At 63.0% G+C, this 18,598-nt stretch carries 16 protein-coding genes and 2 pseudogenes; 11 read left to right on the forward strand and 7 right to left on the reverse strand.

The features are described 5' to 3' along the window. Positions 1 to 689 precede the first annotated feature (689 nt). Both CF68_RS13755 and CF68_RS13760 read left to right on the forward strand, forming a co-directional pair. Positions 690 to 1,868, forward strand: a complete 1,179-nt coding sequence (locus CF68_RS13755) for an acyltransferase (protein ID WP_035819648.1) — start codon at positions 690 to 692, stop codon at positions 1,866 to 1,868. 25 nt (positions 1,869 to 1,893) lie between these two features. Next, the gene (locus tag CF68_RS13760) at positions 1,894 to 2,481 is read left to right on the forward strand and encodes a sialidase family protein (protein WP_035819649.1); all 588 of its coding nucleotides are present in this window, start codon (positions 1,894 to 1,896) and stop codon (positions 2,479 to 2,481) included. Positions 2,482 to 2,900: 419 nt separating this feature from the next. On the opposite strand, the gene CF68_RS36210 is transcribed toward CF68_RS13760, so the two are convergent. The 3 genes and pseudogenes from CF68_RS36210 to CF68_RS38315 form a co-directional block, all read right to left on the reverse strand. Next, the gene (locus tag CF68_RS36210) at positions 2,901 to 3,578 is read right to left on the reverse strand and encodes a hypothetical protein (protein ID WP_161786865.1); all 678 of its coding nucleotides are present in this window, start codon (positions 3,576 to 3,578) and stop codon (positions 2,901 to 2,903) included. Between the two features lie 70 nt (positions 3,579 to 3,648). After that, on the reverse strand, positions 3,649 to 4,634 hold a 986-nt coding region (tnpB, locus tag CF68_RS38310), incomplete at its 5' end, for an IS66 family insertion sequence element accessory protein TnpB (protein WP_235205766.1). Between the two features lie 2 nt (positions 4,635 to 4,636). Continuing rightward, a pseudogene (locus CF68_RS38315) lies at positions 4,637 to 5,479 on the reverse strand (NERD domain-containing protein); the annotation flags it as partial. A gap of 664 nt (positions 5,480 to 6,143) precedes the next feature. Between CF68_RS38315 and CF68_RS13775 the strand changes: the two are divergent. The 4 genes and pseudogenes from CF68_RS13775 to CF68_RS13790 all read left to right on the forward strand — a co-directional run bounded on the left by CF68_RS13775 (position 6,144) and on the right by CF68_RS13790 (position 10,827). Next, positions 6,144 to 7,094, forward strand: a complete 951-nt coding sequence (locus tag CF68_RS13775) for a TRAP transporter substrate-binding protein (protein WP_369798872.1) — start codon at positions 6,144 to 6,146, stop codon at positions 7,092 to 7,094. 40 nt (positions 7,095 to 7,134) lie between these two features. After that, positions 7,135 to 8,998: pseudogene (locus CF68_RS13780) on the forward strand (TRAP transporter large permease subunit). A 138-nt stretch (positions 8,999 to 9,136) separates the two neighbouring features. Further along, on the forward strand, positions 9,137 to 10,051 hold the full coding sequence (locus tag CF68_RS13785) for a sensor histidine kinase (protein WP_152548494.1): 915 nt from the start codon (positions 9,137 to 9,139) through the stop codon (positions 10,049 to 10,051). A 14-nt stretch (positions 10,052 to 10,065) separates the two neighbouring features. After that, positions 10,066 to 10,827 (forward strand): LytTR family DNA-binding domain-containing protein, encoded by a 762-nt coding sequence (locus tag CF68_RS13790; protein ID WP_035819657.1) that lies wholly within the window; start codon positions 10,066 to 10,068, stop codon positions 10,825 to 10,827. Positions 10,828 to 10,865: 38 nt separating this feature from the next. Here CF68_RS13790 and CF68_RS13795 read toward each other — a convergent pair whose 3' ends face one another. After that, positions 10,866 to 11,189, reverse strand: coding sequence for a 2TM domain-containing protein (locus CF68_RS13795; RefSeq protein WP_010812298.1), 324 nt, complete (start codon positions 11,187 to 11,189; stop codon positions 10,866 to 10,868). A gap of 303 nt (positions 11,190 to 11,492) precedes the next feature. Between CF68_RS13795 and CF68_RS13800 the strand changes: the two genes are divergently transcribed. The 5 genes from CF68_RS13800 to CF68_RS13820 all read left to right on the forward strand — a co-directional run bounded on the left by CF68_RS13800 (position 11,493) and on the right by CF68_RS13820 (position 15,901). After that, positions 11,493 to 12,227 (forward strand): FadR/GntR family transcriptional regulator, encoded by a 735-nt coding sequence (locus tag CF68_RS13800; RefSeq protein ID WP_235205767.1) that lies wholly within the window; start codon positions 11,493 to 11,495, stop codon positions 12,225 to 12,227. A gap of 106 nt (positions 12,228 to 12,333) precedes the next feature. Then, entirely contained in the window at positions 12,334 to 13,755 is a 1,422-nt protein-coding gene (locus CF68_RS13805; RefSeq protein WP_035819661.1) for an amidase family protein, read from the forward strand. A 15-nt stretch (positions 13,756 to 13,770) separates the two neighbouring features. Further along, positions 13,771 to 14,775 carry a Bug family tripartite tricarboxylate transporter substrate binding protein gene (locus CF68_RS13810; protein ID WP_035819664.1) on the forward strand — a complete coding sequence of 335 codons (1,005 nt, stop codon included), beginning with the start codon at positions 13,771 to 13,773 and terminating at the stop codon, positions 14,773 to 14,775. A 263-nt stretch (positions 14,776 to 15,038) separates the two neighbouring features. Continuing rightward, a complete protein-coding gene (locus tag CF68_RS13815) occupies positions 15,039 to 15,446 on the forward strand; it encodes a serine protease (protein ID WP_035819666.1) in 408 nt (135 codons plus the stop codon). Next, positions 15,443 to 15,901: a DUF2846 domain-containing protein gene (locus CF68_RS13820; RefSeq protein ID WP_035819668.1), complete on the forward strand. Its 459-nt coding sequence runs from the start codon at positions 15,443 to 15,445 to the stop codon at positions 15,899 to 15,901. The genes CF68_RS13815 and CF68_RS13820 overlap by 4 nt, the downstream gene beginning before the upstream one ends. Positions 15,902 to 16,014: 113 nt before the next feature. On the opposite strand, the gene CF68_RS13825 is transcribed toward CF68_RS13820, so the two are convergent. The 3 genes from CF68_RS13825 to CF68_RS13835 form a co-directional block, all read right to left on the reverse strand. Next, the gene (locus CF68_RS13825) at positions 16,015 to 16,485 is read right to left on the reverse strand and encodes a hypothetical protein (protein ID WP_035819670.1); all 471 of its coding nucleotides are present in this window, start codon (positions 16,483 to 16,485) and stop codon (positions 16,015 to 16,017) included. Between the two features lie 153 nt (positions 16,486 to 16,638). Beyond that, on the reverse strand, positions 16,639 to 16,827 hold the full coding sequence (locus CF68_RS13830) for a DUF1484 family protein (protein WP_035819673.1): 189 nt from the start codon (positions 16,825 to 16,827) through the stop codon (positions 16,639 to 16,641). A gap of 353 nt (positions 16,828 to 17,180) precedes the next feature. Then, positions 17,181 to 18,596, reverse strand: a complete 1,416-nt coding sequence (locus CF68_RS13835; protein WP_035819675.1) for an amidohydrolase family protein — start codon at positions 18,594 to 18,596, stop codon at positions 17,181 to 17,183. Between the last annotated feature and the right edge of the window lie 2 nt (positions 18,597 to 18,598).

Below are 18,598 nucleotides of genomic sequence, written 5' to 3' on the forward strand. Positions count from 1 at the left end.
ACTAAATCCAATTAGTGTGAACACGCCCTAACACACAGCTAACACAAAGCTAACACCTGCTAGCTGAAGACGGTCTCAGGCCACCGGCTCGTCGCCGCGAAAATTCACAGGAATGGAACATAAAGGGTGTGGCACATGTTTGTTGCAATTTGGGTGTATGTTATTGTTTTATATCCAATTTCTCGTGTAACGCCGATCGGCATTCTAGGAGAATCGTATTCGGATCTGAATACAAAAGGAGCGTAGTTTAGCGAAGCGCGTACGCACTTCGGTCGTGGGCTTCCGACCGGTTTCCAACGGCTTTCCAACAGACCCGACGTATCTTCCAACAGCCTTCCAACAGCCCGCGCGTGCCGCCTGCAGTTGGCATTGCGCAGGCCGAGCGCCGCCGCGCGTGGTAGCAGGTCGACCAAGATGCCTGCCGGAGTACCGCTTTTTTCCGGTAGGTGGGGATCCTCCGTAAACCGAGCGGCCGTCAGCTTGCAGTACCGATCGCGAGCAGGGTGCGCTGGACCGCCGGCAGTTGTGCAGCCCGCATGCGGCTCCTGACAAGGATCACAACGTACAGCGGTCAACCTGCGAGCCACCCCCGAGCCCCATGCCCGTGTGACAACCGTCACAACGTCGCGGCGAAGCGCGCATTAAATTTGCGCAGGGTCATTTCGCCTCAAGATAGGCACGGGAGAAGCATGCTCGCCATTCAGTCGTCGAGGACCGAAACGAAGATGGGACATATCGAGTCACTGGACTGCCTACGCGGCATCAGCGCGTTGCTAGTCATGTGTTACCACTACCGCGAGCTTCTGAACGACGTCATTCCGAATATCGGAAATACGCTGTTTGAAAATGGCCGTATAGGGGTGGACGCTTTTTTTATCCTGTCTGGCTTCGTGATGTACGCGACGACGCAGAGTAAGAGCAATCAGCTCGTTCTGCCCTTCCTGATCAAGCGCGCCTTGCGGGTGATCCCACTCGCGTGGCTGTTCATTACTATTGTTTTCATCGGGACCGGCGGTGAAGATCGACACGCCTTTCTTCTCAGCCTGCTCTTCATTCCGCTGTCCAATACCGATGCGCCATTCTTTGGCTACAACCTGCTGTCGCCCGGCTGGACGCTCAGCTACGAGCTTTGGTTTTACGTGATGTTCGCCATCGGCATGCTTGTTTCGAAGTCCCACCGCGGGCTCGCAGCCGCAACTGTGCTCTGCGCCTGCGTATTCGGGCTCCAAGCGCTGTGCCACACCCCGCTCTACATTGACGCTTATCCGGCGGCAACATTCTCCGCTAACCTGCCGATCCCCGCGCAGCTGGTCAGCGAACTGAGCAACCCCTTGTTCTTTGAGTTCATCCTGGGAGTCGCACTCGCTTATCTTTACGCAAACTTTCGCGCGTCGTGGCTTGCAATGAACGAGAAAATTCGGATCGGTGCATACCTATTTCTAACCGCATATTTTCTGTCCCATTTCTTTTCGGGATACGCCATGGGTCATGGCCTGACCCGAAAGGGACTCGCTGCGGTAGCGCTTTTCAGTGTGTACCTGTGCAGTGATTTCGACGGGCTACTCGGCAAGACGAAGGCCTTTATCCGGGGGCCTGGCGGAGCATTCATATTCCTCGGCCGCATTTCATTCAGCCTCTACATTGTCCACGAGCCGCTCCATCAGTTCGTTGCCAGCATCCCGGTCCTCTCGGAGCTTTACCGGCTGGAAGGAGGAATTGGTAAGTTCGTCACCCTAAGCGCCTTCTCCGTAGTTGCCGCATATGCACTATTTCACTTGGTGGAGCAACCCACGCAACGCCTCGGGAAGTATCTGGCTGATCGCACTGACGTCGTCGTGCGGGCGCTACGGCAATCGGCGACTGTTTAGACAATCGATCAACCAAGGAGTCGATATGTTAAATAAAGCAAGAAGGGCGATTTCGAGTTTCTTCTGCGCAGCTGGCCTTGCTATCGTGGTCGCACCCGCTATCGCACAGTGGAGCACCGAAGGTGTCATCGCCACGAGCAATCTATACAGTACAGCATTGACTTCACCAAAGGCGGCGTGCGCGAACTTCGCGACCTCGAAAGTCATTTCGTGTGTGTATCTCGACTGGAGCGGGACGTCGACTCGCCAGAACATCTACGAGAGGACTTCGACAGATGGAGGCGTCACGTGGGCGGCGCCTGTAATGATCACGAATGATGTTGGTGATGAGTACGATCCACACATGGAGTACGACTCGTCACGCAATCGTCTGAATCTGGTCTACGCGAAATGGCGTGACCCGTCCGGAACGCAAAAGGACAACATCATGCTACGGACCAAGGCCTCAGCGAGTGGCTCATGGTCGGCGCCGACCCTGGTCGCGGGGGATGGTGTGAACGACTACTGGATTCCTAGCCTGCTTACCTTGCAGAATGGAACCATGCTCGCGTTCTTCACGATGAATGGCCCGGAGGGCGTCGGGGGGGGGTTGGCAGCGGCCGAATCAAGCTAGCTAGGTCATTCGATGGCGGTGGGACCTGGAGTTCGCCGATGCAAATCACAAACACTTGCGACGCAGAGTATCCGCGGGCCATCCAGAATAGTTACGGCGCGATCATGCTCGTCTTCTCCCGTTACGATTCCGCACCGAATAAGAATGCAACGTGCGCCGACGGCGTCCAGCCAAACGGATACCCCTATAGCGATCTGCATCAAATCTGGTCTAGCGACGACGGATTGACTTGGACAGGCGAGTCTACGTTGTTCCACACGTCGGCCGGCTCAGCATTGCATCCATATATTGCAGCTGAAACTGGATATCGACAAACGCCGTGTGCCGGATGTGGCTGGGCGATTCTCTTTACCATGCCGGACAATCTTGGAAAATTTGGCGTCTACAGGCTTTCTTCTGCCAATCAGGGAATATCGTGGTCAACCCCGACATTGATGTCGACGTCTACATGGGGGAGTCCCTACAATATCGACCCTGGCTTCACGATCGGTTGTCGAGGCTACTTCCAGTACTACACCGACGGTTACCCAGGGCAGCAGACCATCGTACGGCGCTATGATTGGGCGCCCACCTGTTCCGTAAACTAGAACGGCATTCCTCGAAGCCGCCGGTATTGCTCGGCACCACGCCGAGCAATACCGGCGGGATCCGGTGACGTCCTCACCCACGCGTACCATGGTCCGTCCACAGCCCGGTGTTGGGCAGTGAGTATCCTCGGGCTCGTGGTGATGCTCGACTCGGCGCAGGTGCGCGGGAAGTGGCTGGCGACGGGGCGTGCGTTTGGACTTGGTGTTGTCTTCAACAGAGGGCTCGCCCTTGGCCTGCTGCAACTGCACTTGCAGACTGGCCTCGTCTTCGGCCAGGGTCTCCTCAAACAGGCGGCGCTGCTCGGCGCTCATCGCCTCGGTCTTGGCTCCGAACTTCCATGCCTTGAGTCGCGCCAGTTCGAAGGTGATCTTCTCGATCTTGACGTCCTTGAGCTTGATCTCGCGTTCCTGCTGCTGGATGTGTGCGAGCATCTGCTGCGCCAGTGCCAGGACGTCCTCGGGCGCGAGGTCCTGAAGGCCTTGGTCTTGTAGTTGGCGCAGGTTCAGCATGGAACCATCGTGCCAGCCACCGGGCACTACTACCATCCGGATTTATGCAGTCAACGCGCCGTGATCATCGTCATATCCGCGTAATGGCGCGGAGGTCCTCCAGGCGCTGCCAGGGCAGACCGAGCACCAGGGCGTCGAACTGCGCCTGCGTCAGTTGTGCGCCGGTGGCGCCGGCCTGTATGGCAGGCCAGGTAAAGCGCCCCTGGTTGAGGCGGCGCGCGGCACACCATACGCCAAAGCCGTCATGCACCAATAGCTTCATGCGCGTATGGCGGGCGTTCGAGAACAGGCAGGCGTGATGAGACTGGGCTGCGCCGAAGACCTGCACCACGCGCGCCTTGCGCGTCAGCGCGCTGGTGACGTGTCCGACCGTGTCCCAATGGCGATAGAGCACCGCCATTTCTGACCAGGGCGTACCAGCCCGGTTCTCGTCAGTCAGGATCTGCGCAATGCGCTCAGCTTCCGCCTCTACGTTTGGCAATTCGATCAGCAGCGGTTTGTTGCCGGGGCGCCCGGCACCGACAGGTTGCACGGTAGGCGCTTCGTCTTCGGCTGCCTCGGTCGGCCGCAGCAACTCATCCGCAAAGCTCCACGCGACGGCCAGTATCTCCTGCGTATTGCGGTAGTTAAGCTTGAGGATGGTCGTACGGCCCCGGGCCTGGATGCCCACGCTGGCAAAGGTCATCCCGCGCTTCCTGGCGCCGCCATAAATGGACTGCGCATCGTCGTAGAGCACCAACAGGGAATTGCTCTCCGGATTCACCATCTGCACGACCAGCTTGAACCACTCCGGCCGGAAGTCATGCCCCTCATCGATCAGCACGGCGTCGTACTGGCCGGCCGGGATCGCTTTCCGGTCCACGCCCTGGATGACGCGATTTACCATTTCCTCAAAGAGCGCATCGCTGGGGCGCCCCTTCGGCCTGTCAATGCTGTAAGTCTCTAGTTGCCGCGAGCACCACGCATGGAAGTTGTAGACGTGGACCTTCTCTTCGATGCCTTTCTCGATCATCGTCGCCGCCAGCTTGGCGGCGAGGGGCTTGTTGTAGCAAAGCANNGCAAAGCACGAGGACTGGCCGTGTGACGATCTTTGCAAGATGCTCAGCCCGGTAGCCGAGGATCATCGTCTTGCCAGAGCCGGCGACGCCATGAATGACCCGGTGGCCTTCGCCGAGGCTGCGTGCCAACTGCTCCTGCTGGAGATCCATGACGCGAAGGATGTCAGGCATATTCAGCGGCTCCGCGGCATCCTCCGGAAAGAGCGCGCGTTGCTCCGGCATGCGGATCTGCGGGAACAGGTGCCAGCGAATCCGCTCGATTTGCGGCAGGGAAAGCTTGAAGGTGAACTTGACCGGGAACATCTCCCACAGGCGCTGCTGGAAGTGTTCCGCGTCGACCGCCTCATACATCTCGTCCTGGCAGATCACCAGGTGCGGCGGCAGGACGTCACCGAGGTTGGTCTTGTCGAACTGGGCACGCGTGATGTTGGACAGGACGACGCCGCAGCCGTAGGGAAAGAAGGGTTTGCCTTTCAACGAGCCGCTAGGCCAGACCAACTGCGGATCGCGCTGCAGCAGGTTGGTGACATAGAACATGTACTGGCGGGCTTGCTCGAGGGGATTCATCTCCCGCACCAGCCCGCGATCCGTCAGCAGCGTGACATCGCGCTGGTCGATTTCCCGGATGGTATCCAGCCTCCAGTCTTTCACCTCCAACACCAGCAGACCCCGGCTGGGATGGAAGACGATGAATTCCGGATGCCTGGTTTTCTCTCCGATGGCGACGTCATACCAGCACAGGTAGTCGTCCTCCAGCTTTGTCTCCAGACGCTCGGCGAAGCGTCTCTCTCCACTGGTCATGCGCGAAGTGACCGAACCCAGCGCGGGAATCAGCGTGGCCATGCGTTGTTGCTCTTCTTATTGCCCGTTCAGGAACTGCGCTGACCACGGTAGGTGTCGCGGACCCGGTGCGACGGCGGTCAGGCAGGTTTGTTATGCGGCAGTTGTAGGCACAAAACGGTAACGGTGGCTATTTCGGTAGTTTTGTCGATTCGCGGGACGGCGACACCGGCGAGCCGGCTATGCGCAGCGCTATGGCGCCGAAGCCGAGATATCCGCGCGCCCGTTCGATGACTTCCCCCTCGTCCATGAATCGGAAGGAATACGAGGCAGGTGACACCGCGACCAGAGCGCTGCATGCGCGCGGCGTTTGCAGAGGGAAAGCGAATGCGCTGCACGGATCTGCCGAAACGGCTGCATTTGCGCTGCATTTCACCGTGATACGTTCAGCCATAGACCACAAGACGCCGCATTCCCATTCCGATGCAACGGCGCAAACGATCGAAGGGCACGTCATAAGGCTGGCGCAGCGCAGCTTAAGCAGCCCCGGCGCGGGCATACACCTGCCTGGCTAATGACCGCAGCCGCGTGTCGCGCGGTGCGGACGCACTGCTGTCCTTCTGAGCCACACCCCTGACAAAAAGGAGACAACCACATCATGGCCAAGCTGTTTACCCGCCGAGAGTTCAGCGCGCTCGCCGCCACAGGCCTGGCGCTGGCATTGCCGGTGCGCAGGGGCCTCGCCCAGAACGCCACCATCAAGCTCAAATACGGCACGGCATTCCCGGCAGACCATCCGGGCACGCTTCGCATCCGCGAGGCTGCCGAGGGAATCCGCCAGGACACCGGCGGCAAGGTGGACCTGCAGGTCTATCCCAACAGCCAGTTTGGCAGCGAGCCGGACATGATCTCGCAGACGCTGGCCGGCGCGATCGATTTCATGTCGACCGCCAGCACCAACCTGCAGACGCGGGTGCCGGCCGCCAGCATCAATGGTGTGGCCTTCGCCTTCAAGGACTACGCCACGGTCTGGGCGGCCATGGATGGCGGGCTGGGTGCCTACGTGCGCGGCTTGCTCAGCAAAGTGAACCTGCATGTCTTCGACAAATGCCTGGACAACGGCTATCGCAATATCACGTCGGCTATCCGGCCGGTGAACACGCCGGCCGACCTGAAAGGGTTCAAGATCCGTGTCCCGGCGATTCCGCTCTGGGTGTCGATGTTCAGGACGCTGGGTGCCTCGTCGACGGTAATCCCGTTCGCGGACCTCTACTCCGCGCTGCAGACCCGCGTCGTGGATGGCCAGGAGACGCCGCTGTCGCTGATCCGCAGCGGCAAGCTCTATGAAGTGCAGAAATTCTGCTCGATGACCGCGCATACCTGGGACGGGCACTTCATCTTCGGCAACGCCAAAAAATTCCAGACGCTGCCGCGCGAGGTGCAGGCGTCCCTGACCACCCGCTTCACGGCCGCGGCGCTGAAGCAGCGCGAGGACATCGCGCGCGTCGATGTGGAGGCGCGCGCGGAGATGACGCGGCTTGGCATCACGTTCAACCAGCCCGACCCCGCGCCGTTTCGCAAACTGCTGCAACAAGGGGGCTTCTATGCGGAGTGGCGCAGGAAGTACGGCGAGGAGGCCTGGCTGATGCTGGAAAAGTACACCGGGCCACTGGTCTAGCCAGACACCATCCATTTGCAGGACAACGAGGAGAACAGCGATGGATGACACCGCCTGGCCCCAGGCTGCCCGACTGCCCGCTGCCGCCAGCGCACGCTGGGGCCAGGTGCTGGCCTGCGTGGTCGAGGTGCCGGCCGCGCTGATTGTCGTGGCCGAAGCCCTGATTCTCGGGGGCGGGGCATTTGCGCGCTATGCGCTGCACGCGCCGCTTCCATGGACCGACGAGGTGGCCAGCCTGCTTTTCGTCTGGCTGGCAATGCTTGGCGCCGTCATCGCGCTGCAGCGCGGGGCACATATGCAGCTCACCACCTTTATCAAAAACCGGCCGCCACGCCAGCGCGCATGGCTGGATGCGTTTGGCATGTGGATGGTGGTGGCGTTCCTGTTGCTGCTGTTGCAGCCGGCGTCGGAGCACGTGGCCGAACACCAGTACGTGCAGATGCCTACCCTGGAGATCAGCGAGGCCTGGCGCGCCGGCGCAATCCTTGCCGGGACCGTGCTGATGCTGGTGACCGCCGTCATCCGCCTGCTGTCGTGCGCCAGCCTCAGGCAGACGGCGGTAAGCGGCCTGGCGGCTGCGCTTGGTGCTGGCGCGTTGTGGCTGCTCTCGCCGGCCCTGACGGATCTGGGCAACGCCAACCTGGTGATCTTCTTCCTGTTGATGCTCGGCGGCTGCGTTGCTATCGGCGTGCCGATCGCCTTTGCCTTCGGGCTTGCCACGCTGTGCTACCTGGTGCTGTCCACGGCTACGCCGCTGTCCATCATCCCGAACCGGATGCAGGAGGGCATGTCGCACATGATCCTGCTGGCGGTGCCGTTGTTCATCTTCCTGGGCGGGCTGATTGAAATGACGGGCCTGGCGCGGGCGATGATCCAGTTCCTGGCCGGGCTGATCGGCCACCGGCGCGGCGGGATGCAGTATGTGCTGCTGGGGGCGATGTACATCGTTTCAGGCATCTCCGGATCAAAGACGGCCGACATGGCCGCGGTGGCGCCCGCACTGTTCCCGGAGATGAAGCAGCGGGGTGCGAAGGACTGCGACCTGATCGGGCTGCTGTCGGCATCGGGGGCGATGTCGGAGACGATTCCGCCCAGCATCGTGCTGATCACGGTGGGTTCGGTGACGGGCGTATCGATTACCTCGCTGTTCATCGGCGGGCTGATGCCGGCGCTCGTCGGGCTGGTGATGATGGCGCTCGTGGTCTGGTGGCAGACGCGCAAGGAATACATGCGCGGCATCGCGCGGCCATCGCGGCGGGCGCTGATGAGGTTGCTGGTGGTGGCACTGCCGGCGCTTGCGTTGCCGGTCATCATCCGCACGGCGGTGGTTGAAGGCGTGGCCACGGCTACCGAGGTGTCGACCATCGGCATCTTCTACGCGGCGCTGGCCGGAGTGCTGGTGTACCGGCAGTTCGACTACCGCCGGATCTATCCGATCCTGCTCAATACCGCGGCATTGTCCGGCGCGATCCTGCTGATCGTCGGCTGCGCAACCGCCATGGCATGGTCGCTGACGCAGTCGGGCTTCGCGCAGGACCTGGTCCGCATCATGTCCGCGGTGCCGGGAGGGAAGTCAGGCTTCCTGCTGGTATCGGCGCTGGCCTTTATCCTGCTCGGCAGCCAGCTGGAAGGGATTCCGGCGATCGTGCTGTTCGGGCCGCTGCTGTTCCCCATCGCCAGGCTGGTCGGCGTGCATGAGGTGCACTACGCGATGGTCGTGATCTTTGCGATGGGACTGGGCTTGTTTGCGCCGCCATTCGGGGTGGGGGTTCTATGCGGCGTGCGCGATCGGGCGGGTATCGCCGGATGTGGCCATGCCGCGTGTCTGGCCACATATGGCGGCATTGTTCATCGCGCTGTTGCTGTTGACGTTGGTGCCGTGGTTTTCGATTGGCTTTCTGTGAGGCATTTGCGGGCTCCTGGCGCTGGCGCCGGATTTCCGGCGATTCGCGCCGCCGATCTGCCGGATCCCCCCAATGCAGTATCAGCATCCGGCAACGCGGTGGTAATCTCGCGGCATCTCCGCCCGCATCCACCGGCCCGTGCATACCCCAGACTCCCGCATCTGGCGATCCGCCCCCGAGCAGCGCGCCTTTGAAGACGCCCGCCGCCGCGTGCGCGCGCTGCGCTTCTTCTACATGCACGCCATGGTCTACGTGGCGGTCAATGCATTGCTGATCGGCTTCCATCTGGTGGGATCGCCGCATCGGCCGTGGTCTGGTGGGCCGCTCATGGGCTGGGGTATCGGCCTGGCGATACACGGCGTTATGACGTGGAGTCGCGTCGGCCTGCTTGGGCGGCAGTGGGAAGAACGCAAGATCGCGCAATACATGGCGCAGGAACAGGTGCGCACGCTGTCGACGGAGAAGCAGCTGGTCGAAGCCCGCATGCGCTTGCTGCAGGCGCAGATCGAACCGCACTTCCTGTTCAACACGCTGGCCAACGTGGTCAGCCTGATCGAGCCCGCGCCGCAGAAGGCCACGCTGATGCTCGAGCATTTCATCGCCTACCTGCGCGCATCGCTTGCGGCCAGCCGCGCCACGCAAGGCACGGTGGCGCAGGAGGCCAAGTTGCTGCGTGACTATCTGGCGCTGATCCGCATCCGCATGGGCGACCGGCTGCACTACTCGGTCGATGTCGACCCCGAACTCGAATCGATGCCACTGGCGCCGATGCTGCTGCAGCCCGTGGTCGAGAATGCGATCAAGCATGGGCTTGAGCCGAAGATCGAAGGCGGGCGGCTGCTGGTCCGGCTGGAGCCGCGCGGCCCGCGCATGCTGGCAACCATCGAGGACGATGGCATGGGTTTTCGTCCCTCGGCCGGCGCCGGCGTCGGGCTTTCGAACCTGCGTGAACGGCTGGCCGTGCTGTATGACGGTGACGCCCACGTTCGGATTGAAGAACGCTCGCCCGGCACTGCCGTGCTGATCGAAATCCCGCTGCCGCGTGAATCCTGAAACGGAGACGCCCCATGACGACCACCGCCCTGATTGCCGACGACGAAGAGCACCTGCGCGCATACTTGCGCGGCAAGCTCCAACGCCTTTGGCCGGAGCTGCAGATCGTTGCCGAGGCGACCAACGGCATCGAAGCCGCTGACGCCATCGCACGGTTGTCGCCGAGCGTAGCCTTCCTCGACATCAAGATGCCCGGCCTGTCCGGCCTGGAGGTGGCGCAAGGGATTGAAACCGATACGCGGCTGGTGTTCGTCACGGCCTATGACGAATTCGCGCTCGATGCGTTCGAGCGCGCGGCCGTCGATTACCTGGTCAAGCCGGTCAGCGAGGAACGGCTCGGCCGCACCATCGAGCGGCTGCGCAAGGCGTTGCAGGAAGCGGCACCCTTGCCGGAACTGGCCCAGCTACTGAGCCAGCTCACACGCGCCCAGCCGCGCGCGGAAAGCGGCGGCCAGTTGCGCTGGGTACGCGCCAGCCGCGGCAATACCACCAGCCACGTGCCGATCCAGGAAGTGATGTACTTCCAGAGCGACGACAAGTACGTGGTCGTGCATACCCGCGATGGCGAACACCTGATCCGCACGCCGCTGGCGGAGTTGATCGCCGGTCTCGATCCCGAGGTGTTCTGGCAGATCCACCGCTCGTCCATCGTCAACATGGAATACGTGGCCGGAACGCGCCGCGATGAGGCAGGGCGGCTCTTTGTCCGGATGCGTGACAGCGAAGCCGAACTGCCGGTATCGCGCGCCTACATGCACCGCTTCCGGCAGATGTAAGGCGGTCGGCGGCGCCACTGCGCCGCCGGCTGAGGGATTCACTTGCGATCCATGAATTCCTGGATCTTGCGCTGTTCCCAGTCACGCCCGCGGCGTGACAGCCGCATCCATACCAGCAACCCATGCACGGTCAGCGCCAGGCCCCAGGCCAGGGTGGTGGTCAGCGGCCATGGCCAGCCGGTGGCAGCGTAATGCGACCACCGCGGCGACGGAAAGTAGAAGAAGCGGAACCACAGCCAGCCGTTGACGACAGCGTAGACCAGCAGGTGGATGTACCAGCCGCGCAGGGCGTGCACCATGCGGCGCGCGCGCCAGTAGGCCATGGCGTTGGGGTCGTCGTTGGGCGGGAAGGCGTGGTGCATGGGATACCTCGTGATCAAGATGGTTGGCTTGCGTCAGGTATAGGCCATCGCAAAGCGCCGCTCCAGACTCATGGGCCGAATCGACGGATTTCGTTCGCCGGTGCGCGCGCAAATAGCGCGAATATCGGCGGGTCCGACCCCTCCATGCCCCGATTTGTTGCCACTTGATCAGCTTTTGGCCACTGCCGCCGGGAATACCCGCATAGGAAAAGCCCAGTCCTTCGCCATAATCATAGTAATTATGATCATAAATACGAGGCGATGAACTCCAAGCCCACCCCTCAGATAGAGGGCAGCAAACGCGTGAAGCGTTCGGACCAGGTGGTCAACGATATCAAGCGCTGGATCGTGCAAACGCACCAGAAGGTCGGAGACAAGCTGCCGCAGGAAGCAGCGTTGATCGAACAGATGGGCGTCGCACGCGGGACGGTGCGTGAGGCGCTTGCCTCGCTGCAGGCGCAGGGGCTGGTCAAGGTCAGCACGGGGCCGAACGGCGGTGCCACGCTGACGCAGCCGCCTTATGAGCGATGCCTGGAGGCAGTGTCCAACTTCCTGTACTTCCAGTCGGTCGACATCATCACGCTGTACGCCCTGCGCCGCGCGGTTGAGCCGGAGCTGGCAGCCAACGCCGCCTTGCGCCTGACCGATGCCGACATCGCCGACCTCGAAGCCCTGGTCGGGCTGAGCCACCCGGAACATGGCGGCAGCACGGACTGGAACGAGCGGCGCGAAGCCGACCTGCTGTTCCACGACCGCCTGGCCGATGCCTGCAGCAGCCCGATGCTGGCGTTGTTCTGCCGCCTGCTCAACGACATCATCCGCCGCGTCATCGTGGTGCGTAATGCGCAGGATGATTTCGACGACTTTGATGAAGAGATCTTCCACAGCCACAACGCGCTGATCGAAGCCTTCCGGTCGCGCGACCCGGAGCGTGCGCGTGCCCTGATGCAGGAGCACATGGAGCATGCCGAATCCCTGGCCCTGGAGGCCGAATCCCGGGTGGACCGCGGGAGCTTGCTGATGAGCCCGGTCGACTGATCCCCTGACGCGCTAGCGTCCCCTTTATTTCTGCACACCCAACCGCCATCGTCGCATCCGACACGGCGGGTGGGATTCCTATTGCCTGAATCCTGGGAGCCTTGACGTGAAACCTGCTGAATTGCTTTGGCGCTGGAGCGCTGTCGATATTGCCGATGCCGTGCGGCGGCGCGAGATTTCCTGCCGGGAGGTCACGGCCAGCGTGCTGGCCCGCATCGATGCCCTTAACCCACGACTCAATGCGCTGCCGGAAGTGCTGGCAAAAGAGGCGCTGGCCAGCGCGGATGCCGCGGACCGCCAGGTAGCCGAGGGCGCAGAGCTGGGGCCGCTCCATGGCGTGCCGGTCACGATCAAGATCAATGTCGACCAGGCGGGCCATGCCACCACCAACGGCGTGATCCCGCTGAAGCACAACATCGCGCGCGAAGATGCGCCCGTGGTCGCGAACTTGCGCAGTGCCGGGGCCATCATCGTCGGGCGCAGCAATACGGCTACCTATTCCTCGCGCTGGTTTACCGACAACGGCCTGCACGGGCGCACGCTGAACCCGTGGGATGCGGACATCACTCCCGGCGGCTCCAGCGGCGGTGCCGCGTCCGCGGTCGCTTCCGGCATGGGTGCGCTGGCGCATGGCAATGACATCGGCGGCTCCATTCGCTATCCGGCCTATGCCTGTGGTGTCGCCGGCTTGCGGCCGACGACGGGGCGGGTGCCCGCGTACAACCCGTCGGCCACTGCCGAGCGCAGCATCACGCCACAACTCATGTCCGTCCAGGGGCCGCTTGCGCGCAGCATTGCCGACCTGCGGCTCGGCTACCACGCCATGGCCCGTTATGACGGGCGCGACCCGGCCTGGGTGCCGGTGCCGCTGGAACTGCCGCTGCCGCCAGGGCCGATGCGTGTGGCGCTGTTCCGGCGTTGTCCGGGCATTCCCGTCGATCCCGCGGTCAGCGCAGCGCTGGACAGTGCCGCGCAATGGCTGGAGCAAGCGGGCTACGCCGTCGAGGAAGCCAGCCTGCCTGACTTCCTGGAAGCGGCAGCGCTCTGGCGCACGCTGACGGTCGACGACAGCCGCCGCAACATCATCGCAGGCGTGGACCAGCATGGCGACGAGGCCATGCGGCAAAGCCAGCGCAACATGCTGGACGGGATGCAGGAAACCGATCGCGATGGCTTTCTGGATGCCCTGGCACGGCGCCAGGCGATTGCACGAAGCTGGTCGCTGTTCATGCAAACCTATCCGCTGGTGCTGATGCCGGTGTCGTGGCAGCGCCCGAGCGTGCAAGACGCGGATATCCGCACGCCAGAAGAGAACCGGGCCTTGCTGGACGCACAGAGCCCCATGCTGGCAACGGCGATGCTCGGCATGCCGGGGCTGTCCGTGCCGACGGGCATGGCCGGCGGCGTGCCAGTCGGCGTGCAGCTGATGGCATGGCGTTTCCGGGAAGACCTGCTGCTGCGCGCCGGCCAGGCCATTGAAGACGCGGCGCGTTTTACCCCTTACACCGACGTGCAAACCGGCATCTAGACCCAGGAGCTTCCCATGAACGAACGCAAACCTGCTTACGCCCCACGGCTATCGCGCCGCGCCATGCTGGCCGGCACCGCTGCCGCCCTGTGTACCAGTGGCCTGCTCTCCCGCGCCGCATGGGGGCAGACCGTATCGCGCATCATCGTGCCGTTTCCGCCGGGAGGGCCGGCCGACTACATGGGCCGCCTGCTGTCCGAGAAGCTGAAAGACGCCATGGGCCGTACCGTCATCGTCGACAACCGGCCCGGTGCCGGGACGCGCGTGGCGGCCGAAGTCCTGAAGAACGCGCCGGCCGACGGCACCACCGTGCTGCTGGCGCCTGTCGATCCGATGTTCATCGGGCCGCTGATCTACAGCAATATGCGCTTCAACCCCGCCACCGATTTCACGGCGATCACCGATGTGACAGGCGTCCAGTTCGGCATCGCGGTCAGCGCCAGCTCACCCATCAAGACACTGGCCGACTTCGTCAAGGCTGCCAGGGCCAAGCCGGCTGACTATTCGATCGGCATCAGCACGGTTGGCACGCTGCTGCATTTCCTCGCCGTGGAGTTCGTCAGCCAGTCCCGCACCGGCAGCACGCTGGTGCCGTATCGCGGTGGCGCGGCGATGGCGACGGAAATGATGGGCAACCAGATTGCGGCGGGCATGGACGCCATCACGACCTTCACCGAGCTGCATCGTGGTGGCAAGCTTCGCGTGCTGGCCGTGGCCGGGGAGAAGCGCGCCGATGCCTTGCCGGATGTGCCTACCTTTGCGGAGTCTGGCTTTCCCAACCTGGTGACGTCGTCGCGCTATCTGCTTTACGTCCGCGCCAACACGCCGCCCGACGTGACCACGCAGTGGTATCAGGCCGTGCGCAAGGTGCTGGCTATGCCGGACGTGCGCGAGAAGCTGGCGCGCGCCGGGTATGACATCTTGCCGGGCGGCACTGCTGATGAGGTTGCCAGGTATGCAAGCGCGCTTTCGGCACGGTGGACGCCGGTCATCAAGGCGTCGGGTTTCAAGGGGGATTGAGAGGAATTTCGTAGCCGCAGCCAGACTCGGCTGGAGACGATTTCTATTTGTGTCAGCTTGCTGGAGAATTCCCGCGGCACCCTCCTCCTGTAGGGTGCCGCCTTGTATTAAGCATGTCCGCCCCAGTGTCGTAATTAGCCTCAGAAGACAACCCGGCCGGCGCCAAGGGAAAGTGCCAATGGCGCCGCATCGTGCCGACTGGCGCAATTGCTGTGGGGCGCAGCCACTCAGGCTGCGAGCCATAAACCTGAGCGTATCCAGCCATGACCTCCTTCTCTTTCCGCGCCCGCCGCCTGTGGCTCGCCACAGGATTTAGCCTGGCACTCTCCGCCTGCGCCCCAATGATCGCGACCACCCCGGCAACGGTGGAGCCGATGCAGCCGGCCGCCACGGCCAATCGCGTTCAGCTTCTGGCGCCAGCCCAGGTCAAGCTCGACACCGGCTATTCCCGAGACCTCGCTGCCAGGTCGACCTGGTCGCAAGTTGGGCGCCTTCCGCAAGGCGATGTCTACCGCCCCGTCGGCACCATTCTCACAATCGAGGGCCGCCACGTTCATGAGGCCTACCTGGTCGTTCGCAACAAGACACTGGTGGGCTTCTATCTGCCCGGGGAGCAGAACTACTCCCCGCTAACGACAGCAGTACCTTTGAACTTGGGAGAATCGGAATGAAACGGATTGCGCGCATGCTGATCGCCGGACTGGCGGTGTCGTCGCTGCTGGCGGGATGCGCTTCTGGCGTGAAGCACGCCGAGATGGCGGCATCGATGCCCACGCTGAAGCCGGGCGAAGGCCGGATCTATTTCCTGCGTTCGGCGTCGATGTTCGGGGCGGCTATCCAGCCGGATATTCGCCTGAATAGCCAGGTCGTGGGCGAATCCAAGCCCGGCGGCTTCTTCTTCGTGGACCGCACGGCTGGCAAGTATGTCGCGGCGGCCTCGACCGAAACCGAGAAGACGCTCAGCTTCATGCTGGATGCCGGCGAGACGAAGTACGTGCGCAGCTCCCCGTCGCTGGGGCTGATGGTGGGCCGCGTGGTGCTGGAGCTGGAAACGCCGGAGAAGGCGAAGGAAGAGCTGGCGTCGCTGAGCTACACGGGGGACCAGGTGAAGACTGCGGCGAAGTAAGCGGATTGACTCAGCCGCGTTGCGAGCTGGATCTGGTTGGCGACGCAGATACGTCGCCAACCGTCGTAATGTGAATGGCAGGCAGCCATGGCGCTTTTCGCACGCATCGTCTCCTATGCTGCAATGCCTTCGTCACTGTCTTGTGACTCGACCTTGGATGCCCACCCGGACTTCGCAGCGCGTAGCACGATCTTCTGTTTTTCCGCGCGCTCGACTGCGTTGATGCGTTCGATGACTGACGCAATAGGGGCACTGCCTTCTGCGCGCGCCAGGTAAAGCAGGCGCACCAGTTTGTCGGCCCAACTTGGCAACTTGCCGGTCTTCTCCCAACGAGCGACGGCCTGCTCATTGTTGCCAAGCAGCTTTGCCAGACCGGCTTGCGATTGCATCAAGCCTGCGCTGCGGATGTAGCGGAATTCGGTACCGGTGAGAGGGGATGGCTTCTTGGCCAGGGCCAGGCAGATGGCGATGCAAAGACCATCCAGATCTTCGATCGACATGGCTTTGCCGTGGGGCGTGCTCTGGATCTTGTATCCATTGGCCAGCCAAACGTTTTTAAGGCCGCCGTCTGTGTAGTGGTACATCGTCCTTACCCACCTACGATTTTCATGGGTTGAAGTGTACTGAGTTGGCGCGCTCCCACGCTCTGCGAGAGGTGCATTCGCTGCGAGCCCACACCAGGGGTTGGAGAGGCTTCCCGACTTCACTGTCAACGCCTTTGCCGGGAAGCCATCCCGTTAAGGCGCAGGCAGCTCATCCGCCAACACACTCTCCAGCTGCGCCTTCACCAACCCCAACAAGCAAAATGCACTAAAGCAGCCCTCAAATTGCACACTTTGCTGTTCCAGCAGGGTAAGCACACCATCCATACCAGCCGAGACTGACTGAAGGCTGTAGCGCGCCGTTGACAGATCGTTTTCCGACATAGGACCTCCTATCGTTGAGTGAAGGTCCGCCGCACGACGTTAGGGTAGGGCGGCGGGCCTGACGACGAGGGTGGAAGCCCGATGCGCACAGCTATCGCCGGTCAGCCTTGCGGCTGCCTCGCCCGGCCCGCCATTGAGGAGGTCTATCCCGAATGGGTAAGGACGGTCGTCAGCGACGACCGTCCTGCCATGCGCATGCGGGCTTCCACGCCCGGTCACCGTTGTGTGCGATGACCGTGTCAGTCTCCCGCGTCGGAGCCAACAACTCGATAAGACACTTCGCATTCCCATCCGGACGCCACATCCTGCCCGACCTCCGCCCGCCGGCAAATAGCCAAACGCCTAAACCACCCTCAATCCACCAGCGTCGCCAATGCCTCCCGCGCCTCCCGGCGCAGCTTCTCCAGATCCAGCCCCACGATCGCGCCATCACGCACCACGTGCCGCCCACGCACCAGCACATCCCGCACCGGCGTAGGCTCGCCAGCCGCCACAGGCGCAGTGCCGATGTCATGGAAGCCATGGAACCGCAGCCCGCTGACGTCATAGATCGCCAGGTCGGCAGACTGCCCTGGCGCGAGCGTGCCGATACCCGGCAGCCCCAGCACCTGCGCACCGCCTGCGGTACCCCAGTGGATGACTTCCTCCACGCGGGTTTGCGCGGCCCCGCCCAGCGCCCGGTGCACCAGCCACGCGAAATTGGCCTCATGCACCATGCTGCCCGATTCATTGGACGCCACTCCATCCACGCCCAGTGAAATCGGCACGCCCGCATCGGCCATCGCGCGCACTGGCGCAATGCCGCTGCCGAGCCGCGCATTGCTGACGGGGCAGTGCGCCATGCCGGTGTTGGTTACGGCGAGCATTCGGATCTCTTCGGGATTCACGGTGACCAGGTGCGCGAACCAGACGTCCGGCCCCAGCCAGTCGTGGTCGGCCACGAACTGCACCGGCGTGCACTGGTACTTCTCGCGGCAGAACTTCACGTAGTTGTCGGTCTCCGACAGGTGCGAATGCAGCCGCAGGTCCATGCCGCGCCCGAAGGCGGCCAGCTCGCACAGCAGTGCGGGGGGCAGCGAAAAGGTTGGCGTCGTTGGTGCGACCACTACGCGGCGCAGGCTATCGGCCGAAGCGTCGTGATAGCGCGCCTTCAGTCGCTCGATATCGGCCAGCATCTCGTCCAGCGTCTCGGGCACCAGCGCGGTGGCGCGCATACCCGGATGATCGGAGGCTGACTGGATGGCGCCGCCGCGGCAGAGCACCAGGCGCATGCCAAGCTCTTCCGCTACTTCGAACAGCACGTCGCCGGTCTCGGCCCCATGGCCGTGGTGATACAGGTAGTGGTGATCGGCGCAGGTGGTGGTGCCGGACAACAGCAACTCGGCCATGCCCAGCCGCACAGCGGTGCGGAAGATCTCCGGCGTGAAGCGTGCCAGGCGCGGGTAGGCGACGGAGGCCAGCCATTGTTCCAACCCCACGTTCATGCCGCTGGGCACGGCTTTCAGCAGGTTCTGGAACAGGTGGTGGTGGGTGTTGACCCAGCCCGGGTAGACCACGCAACCGGTGGCGTCCAGCACAGCCTCGCCGTCGTGGCGCGGCAGGGCTGCACCGATCTCGGCGATGCGGCCGTCGCGGATGCGGATGTCGGCGGCGCCCGCTCGCGCGGCATTGCCGGTGCGGCCGGTCATCACGGCGGCGGCGTTGCGGATCAGCAGGTCGCCGGCGGGCGCGGCGCTGGTGGCGTTGGTGGCGTTGGTGTTCTGCACCATGT

Source organism: Cupriavidus sp. SK-4 (assembly GCF_000611125.1).
Classification (GTDB): domain Bacteria; phylum Pseudomonadota; class Gammaproteobacteria; order Burkholderiales; family Burkholderiaceae; genus Cupriavidus; species Cupriavidus necator.

What these genes read in the sequence shown, in the direction of transcription:
- CF68_RS13755 (WP_035819648.1), top strand. Translation starts at nt 690, where the DNA reads ATGCTCGCCATTCAGTCGTCGAGGACCGAAACGAAGATGGGACATATC.
- CF68_RS13760 (WP_035819649.1), top strand. Translation starts at nt 1,894, where the DNA reads ATGTTAAATAAAGCAAGAAGGGCGATTTCGAGTTTCTTCTGCGCAGCT.
- CF68_RS36210 (WP_161786865.1), bottom strand. Translation starts at nt 3,578, where the DNA reads ATGCTGAACCTGCGCCAACTACAAGACCAAGGCCTTCAGGACCTCGCG.
- CF68_RS13790 (WP_035819657.1), top strand. Translation starts at nt 10,066, where the DNA reads ATGACGACCACCGCCCTGATTGCCGACGACGAAGAGCACCTGCGCGCA.
- CF68_RS13795 (WP_010812298.1), bottom strand. Translation starts at nt 11,189, where the DNA reads ATGCACCACGCCTTCCCGCCCAACGACGACCCCAACGCCATGGCCTAC.
- CF68_RS13810 (WP_035819664.1), top strand. Translation starts at nt 13,771, where the DNA reads ATGAACGAACGCAAACCTGCTTACGCCCCACGGCTATCGCGCCGCGCC.
- CF68_RS13815 (WP_035819666.1), top strand. Translation starts at nt 15,039, where the DNA reads ATGACCTCCTTCTCTTTCCGCGCCCGCCGCCTGTGGCTCGCCACAGGA.
- CF68_RS13820 (WP_035819668.1), top strand. Translation starts at nt 15,443, where the DNA reads ATGAAACGGATTGCGCGCATGCTGATCGCCGGACTGGCGGTGTCGTCG.
- CF68_RS13825 (WP_035819670.1), bottom strand. Translation starts at nt 16,485, where the DNA reads ATGTACCACTACACAGACGGCGGCCTTAAAAACGTTTGGCTGGCCAAT.
- CF68_RS13830 (WP_035819673.1), bottom strand. Translation starts at nt 16,827, where the DNA reads ATGTCGGAAAACGATCTGTCAACGGCGCGCTACAGCCTTCAGTCAGTC.
- CF68_RS13835 (WP_035819675.1), bottom strand. Translation starts at nt 18,596, where the DNA reads ATGGTGCAGAACACCAACGCCACCAACGCCACCAGCGCCGCGCCCGCC.